The sequence below is a fragment of the Promicromonospora kroppenstedtii DSM 19349 genome (genome assembly GCF_000515355.1).
GTDB lineage: Bacteria > Actinomycetota > Actinomycetes > Actinomycetales > Cellulomonadaceae > Promicromonospora > Promicromonospora kroppenstedtii.
Genome location: NZ_KI911572.1, coordinates 7,594 through 13,821, shown reverse-complemented (window position 1 = coordinate 13,821; position 6,228 = coordinate 7,594). Strand labels below are relative to the sequence as shown.

Sequence of the window (6,228 nt, the reverse complement as noted above, 5' to 3'; positions counted from 1 at the left end):
GGCGCTCGTGCTGGGCGCCACGCAGCTCGCGACGCCGGGCCTGGCGGCACCGCTGCCCACCTACGATCCGCAGGCGGTGTCGGGCGTCGCTCAGCGCGACGTCCCGCAGCCGGACCTGCTGACCGGCACGCCGCTGCGCTGCGGCGCGAACCTGGCCGACCTGAGCTTCGGCAGCGACGTCGTGCTGGCGGCCACCGGCGACCTGACCACGGAGTCGGTGTACCACGAGGGCGAGTGGTCGACCCATGACTCGCTGCCGCTGCGGGCGGCCGACGCCGAGGGAGCCGACGCCTCGGAGAACGACCTGAACTCACCGACCCTGGTCTGGGTGGACGAGGACGGAACCGTCGTGGACCTGGGCGGCTGGGAGGAGTACCCGATGTACCTCACCCACGAGGACGGCGGCCCGACGGCGCAGGAGGACCGCACCTCGTCGTGCGCCTCTGACGGCGCCGAGCCGTGGCTGCCGGACGGCGAGTACACGGTCTATCCGATGTCCGTCGAGTACTCGACGGACACCCTGGTGGCGGGCGACCCGCTGCCGGTGACCATGGAGGACGGCGAGCCCCGGTGGGCGGCCGGCGGCCAGGAGGCGCCGGTGCCGTTCGAGGTGCCGGGCGATCCCGACCAGACGCTGCTCCCGGACCGCGGGTTCGGCAGCGTGGTGGTGGACCGCACCGGTGTCTGGGAGCGCCACGACACCTACCGCGCTGTCTGGCCGGAGGACGAGCTCACCGAGGGCGAGGGGTACGTGGTCCAGGCACGGTGCACGTCGTCCGATCCGGGGGACAGCATCTCCTATGCGCTGTCCGGCAGGTGGGGCGACGTCACCGGTGAGATCCGGTGCGACGGCCACGACCGCACGGACGGCACCTGGGGCTACCAGTCTCCGGACGTCCCGGGCGAGCCGGTCGGCATCGAGCTGACCGACGTGCCGGACGGCGTCGTGCTCGCCTATGCGCGCCTGGTCCCCGCCTCCGTGGTGGGCTGACCCCGTAGAACCACACAGATCGAGCCTGTCGAGACCCTTGGGTCTCGGCAGGTTCGACCCGTTTCCGGGCCGACCCGCCCCACCGTCCCGCAGAATCGGCCCACAACCTCCTGGCGGCCTGGTTCGTCGACACGGTCAGGACGGCAGGAAGGAGCCGGAATGGGCTGGCACGAAGACCTGGAGCTGCTCGCCACCCAGCGGGGCGGCGCGCTCGTCGGATACGCCTACACGCTGTGCGGCGACGTGCGGCAGGCCGAGGACCTGGTGCAGGAGGCACTGGTCAAGTACTGCTCGCGCCTGGTCGGGCGGGGCGGACGACGACGCCGGGCGGCGTCGGGCATGCGGGCGGTACCCCTGGACGGCGGGGACGGCGCAGACGGCGAGGAACCCGCACGGGCGCCGCAACACCCCGAGGCGTACGTGCGCCGCATGGTGCTGAACCTGTACCTCGACGGCTGGCGGCGGAGCCGCAAATGGGCGGACATCGCCCCGCGCGTCGCCGTGGAGGACGTGCGGTTCCCCGACTCGGGCGTCACGGCCCGGGCGGACGTCGTGCACGCGCTGACCCGGCTCACGCCCCGGCAGCGCGCGAGCGTGGTGCTGCGCTACTTCGAGGACATGACGATCGCGCAGGTCGCGGAAGCGATGGGCACCGCACCGGGCACGGTCAAGCGCTATCTGCACGACGCCATGCGCACGCTGCGCGACGTGCTCGAACCGGTGGAAGCGGCGACGGAAGGGGAACGGCGATGAACCAGCACGACGGTAGGGACCAGGACCACGGCTGGGTGGACCCTGCGGGGACCGACTTCCTGGCGCAGACTCTCGGAGCGATGGCGGGCGGGGTGGACCCGGCGTCCCCCACGGGCCCTGCCGCGGTGATGCCGATGATGAGCAAGCGGGTGCGCCGGCGTCGGACGGCGAAGGTCGGCGGGCTCGGCGGCGGCGCTCTCGCCCTGGTAGGCGCGCTGGTGCTCGGGGCGGGGCAGCTCGCACCCGCTGCCCCGGACCAGTCCGAGCTGCTGCCGGGGACGTCCTCGTCCACGCCGACGTCCTCGCCGGTGAAGGCGGACGCGCCGGACTTCAAGGTCAAGGACGGGTACCAGCCGCCCTGGCTGGACTGGAGCGACCTGACGTGCGGCATGCCGGTGGCCGATCTGGAGACGACGGCGCCTGGCTGGTCGGTGGCGCCCGCCGGTGACATCTACGCCCGGACGACGGATCTCGGGGACAAGCCTTCGACGTCGTGGCGAATGGCGGCGGCGATCGAGGAGGGGCCGGGGCCGGGCGCGCTCGGCTCCTCTCTGGCCCTGGTGTGGAGCCAGGACGGCAAGGTGGTGGATTTCGGGCCTGACGTGTTCGCCGATCCGGGCCGGCCGGACCCCGTGCCGCTGATCAGCTCCGACCCGGCGGCCTACCTCGAGGCGCACGGCGCCGAGGCTTCGACCTGCGCTCCGACCAGGACCGGCGCCGATCCGGTCTACGAGGCGCGTCTGCCCGAGGGCGACTACGACGTGCGGGTGGTCGGCTTCCCGCACGACGGCTCCCTGCCGGACGGCTCCGGCGAGCTGGCCACGGTGGTGAGCGAGCCGGTCTCGGTCCACATCGACGCCGCCGGCGCGCACAGCCCCGTCGGGACCAGGGGCGGAGAGTCGACGATCGAGTCTCCGGAGCCGCTTCCCGGTGAGATCTCGCGGTTCGAGCTGGACCGCTCCACCGAGTGGGTCACGGCGAGCATGACGCACCGGCGCCATCTGCCGGCACCCGCAGTTGCCGCCACCGCTCGGTGCGAGAGCACCGACCCGACAGACACCGTGCCGTTCGAGGTGGTTGAGGAGTCGACCGGCCAGGCGTTCAGGTCCGGTGAGGTCGTCTGCGACGGTACGGAGAGCGTGCTGCCCTTCGGCGCTCCCGGCATCAGCGGCGGTGCGGTCGACCTCCAGGTGCCGTTCGGGCAGACCGTGCCCGACGGTGTGGCCTGGTTCTCGGTGGTGCTCGCGTCGTCGGGCAGCGCCGATGACCTGGATCCGGCCGGAGACTGCTCGGCGAGCGGGCTCGACGTCGCCGACGACCCGCTGGGCTCGCCGAGCGACGCCGCGACGGACACTGCGGACGCCATCCTGGACGCGGCTCTCGCCTGCGACTCCGGAGACCTGATCGAGCTGGCGACGGCATCCGGTGCCGAGCTGATGCTCCCCTTGGAGGCTCCGGAGGACACCTTCGCCCTTCCCGAGACGGCTGCGTTGCCGTACCGGACGCTGGCTGCGCTGCTGAGCGGTACCACCGGCGCGCTCCTCACCGGTCAGACGGACGATGGAGAGCCGCAACCCGTGGTGTGGCCGCGCGTCGCGCTGGAGGAGTACGCCGACTCCGACGAGGCCTGGCAGGAGGTCGTGGACGCGGGCCTGCTGACAGCCGAGGAGGCGGCCGCCCAGCGTGCCAACACGATGTACGGGTACCAGGGAATGTCCCTGAGCATCAGCGAGGACGGCACCTGGAGCGGTTACGGGGGCACCGGAGCGTTCCCCCGCCAGTAGCTCGCGATCAGATCGCATCGCCGGTCGGGCTCGTCGAGACCTCTCTCGACGAGCCCGGCCTGCGGCAGGGCCCGATCAGCAGGGCGACATAATGGCCTGGTGACTGCCCAGACATCTCCCGCCCGGTCCGTCGACCCCGTCCAGCCCTCCGTGATCCCGGACGCAGCCCGCGAGCACGCAGCCGACCTCGGCACCTTCGTGGCCGCGTCGCCGTCGTCCTACCACGCGGCGGCCGAGGTGGCGCGGCGCGCGCAGGCGGCAGGCTTCACGCTCCTCGCCGAGGACGCCGCCTGGGGCGTCACCCCGGGCGGCCGCTACGTCGTGGTCCGCGACGGCTCGGTCATCGCCTTCACCGTGCCCGAAACCGCCGGCCCCACGACGCCGTTCACCATCGTGGGCGCCCACACCGACTCCACCGGCTTCAAGCTCAAGCCCAAGCCGACCACGCACGGCGCCGGCGGCTGGTGGCAGGTCGGCGTCGAGGTCTACGGCGGGCCGCTGCTCAACTCCTGGCTCGACCGCGAGCTGGAGCTCGCCGGGCGGATCGTCACGCACGACGGCACCGAGCACCTGGTGCGCACCGGGCCCATGCTGCGCATCCCGCAGCTCGCCATCCACCTGGACCGCGGCGTCAACGACAACGGGCTCGCCCTGGACAAGCAGCGCCACACCCAGCCCGTCTGGGGCCTGGGTGACGCGCAGAGCGCGGACGTCCTGGCGGCGCTCGCGGCGGACGCCGGCGTCGACCCCGCGGACATCGGCGGCTACGACGTGGTGCTGGCCGAGACGCAGCCCGCCCGCGCGTTCGGCGCCGGCCAGGCGCTGTTCGCCTCCGCCCGGCTCGACAACCTGCTCTCGACGCACGCGGGCCTGACGGCGCTGCTCGGGCGGGCCTCCAGCGAGGGCTCGACCGGCGTCGAGATGTTCGCGGCGTTCGACCACGAGGAGATCGGCAGTGCCTCGCGCTCCGGCGCCGCCGGCCCGTTCCTGGAGGAGGTGCTGGTCCGGATCTCGACCGCGCTCGGCGCCACGGCGGAGGAGCGCTCGCGCGCGTTCGCGGCGTCCCTGCACGTGTCGTCCGACGTCGGGCACGCGGTGCACCCGAACTACGCCGAGCGGCACGACCCGGCCAACCACCCCGTCGCCGGCGGCGGCCCGATCCTCAAGATCAACGCCAACCAGCGCTACGCCACGGACGCGCACGGAGCGGCCGCGTGGAACGCCGCGTGCCGGGACGCCGGGGTGCCCACCCAGGAGTTCGTCTCGAGCAACGTCGTGCCGTGCGGGTCGACGATCGGGCCGATCTCGGCCACGCGTCTGGGCATTCGCACTGTCGATGTCGGAGTGCCAATTTTGTCGATGCACTCGGCCCGTGAGCTCACCGCCGTGGTCGATCCCTGGTACCTCTCGCGCGCCATGAGCGCCGTCCTCGGCGGGTGAAAAGCCGAATCGTCCCGGAACGAGGCGCTAAGGACGGTTGATCGGGGCGACCTGCGCTTTTGCATGTTTCCGTTGGTTCTGTCCGGGTATACATTTGACACAATGCGGACATGAGTTGGACGTTTGTCCAAGAAAGAATCGGCCTGACCTGCGAAAACGTCCGATCCTGCTTGTCTGCTGGTCTGGAGAAAAATACCTAGTACCGTCCGGATGCATGGACCTCGTGGGGGTGATACCACTGTGGTCATCCAGAGCCGTGAACTCGGCAAAAGAGAAATGCCGGACCCTCAGGAGCCCCCTGTGCCTCGTGCAACCGTACGCACCTGTGCTCGATGCGGCTGTGTCCTCAGCCGCTACAACTCCGAAGCGCGTTGCGCCGCATGCCGGCGCACCGAGTCAGTCCCGGTGGTGTCGCTGCCCAGCGTCCCCTCTCGGGTCTGGCAGGACGAAGCCGTCCGCTCGGCGCTGGCCGACTGGGACTTCGGTCAGGTCAGCCGCATGGTGCGGCAACTCGTCCCGCTTCGGCAGGAGGACGTGGCAGCCCTGACCGGGCTGAGCCAGTCCTACCTTTCGATGCTGGAGTGCGGAGACCGCCGCCTGACCGACGTCTCGCGCGTCGTCCAGTTCCTCACGGGGCTGGGCACGCCGCCGGACCTGGTGCGCCTCCCGCTGCCCGGGATCAGCCCGCTGCCCGACGCCGCCGCGCCCGCTCGGGCCGCGTCTTCCGGCCAGACCGCGAGCGCACCCGTGACCGTGACGCCCACCGCGCCCGACCCCACGCTGCCGTGGACGGCGGACCGGATGCTCACCGCGCTCCGCCTGGCGCACGTCGCCGACAACACGGCGGACTGGCTGCCCGCGGACGCCAACGGTCCTGTGTCGGCCACCGCGATGGCCGACGCGGCCGGGACCGACACGCCGCGTCCGGCGTCGGGCGTCGCGCTCAACTCGATGATCCAGCGCTGGGACACGGAGCAGGCGGAGCCGCTGCGCCGTGCCACTGTCGGCACCCGGGTGTCGCTCGAGCTCTGCGGGCACCTGCAGGGCACGCTCGACGAGCTCCGGGTCATGGACAAGGGCTCGGGCAGCGGGGCGGTGGCCGACCTGGCCCGCGCCCACCTCGCCCTGGTGGTCCGGATCCTGGAGCGCAGCACGTACGACGAGGTCACGGGCCGGCTGCTCGCGGCCGTCGCCGCGGACACCGCCACGCAGGCCGGCTGGTTCGCGTTCGACGCCGGGCGGACCGACGCGGCGCGCGCC

At 72.3% G+C, this 6,228-nt stretch carries 5 protein-coding genes; all 5 read left to right on the top strand.

From position 1 onward, the window contains the following. Nucleotides 1–991: hypothetical protein (locus tag PROKR_RS01085; protein ID WP_169736279.1), on the top strand; the 991-nt coding region annotated here is incomplete at its 5' end. A 159-nt stretch (nt 992–1,150) separates the two neighbouring features. Next, nucleotides 1,151–1,744 carry a sigma-70 family RNA polymerase sigma factor gene (locus PROKR_RS01080; RefSeq protein ID WP_036958964.1) on the top strand — a complete coding sequence of 198 codons (594 nt, stop codon included), beginning with the start codon at nt 1,151–1,153 and terminating at the stop codon, nt 1,742–1,744. Next, nucleotides 1,741–3,528 carry a hypothetical protein gene (locus PROKR_RS01075; RefSeq protein WP_036958963.1) on the top strand — a complete coding sequence of 596 codons (1,788 nt, stop codon included), beginning with the start codon at nt 1,741–1,743 and terminating at the stop codon, nt 3,526–3,528. The genes PROKR_RS01080 and PROKR_RS01075 overlap by 4 nt, the downstream gene beginning before the upstream one ends. Before the next feature lie 96 nt (nt 3,529–3,624). Then, nucleotides 3,625–4,968: a M18 family aminopeptidase gene (locus PROKR_RS01070; protein WP_084800185.1), complete on the top strand. Its 1,344-nt coding sequence runs from the start codon at nt 3,625–3,627 to the stop codon at nt 4,966–4,968. A 408-nt stretch (nt 4,969–5,376) separates the two neighbouring features. Continuing rightward, nucleotides 5,377–6,228: helix-turn-helix domain-containing protein (locus PROKR_RS33360; RefSeq protein WP_245605656.1), on the top strand; the 852-nt coding region annotated here is incomplete at its 3' end.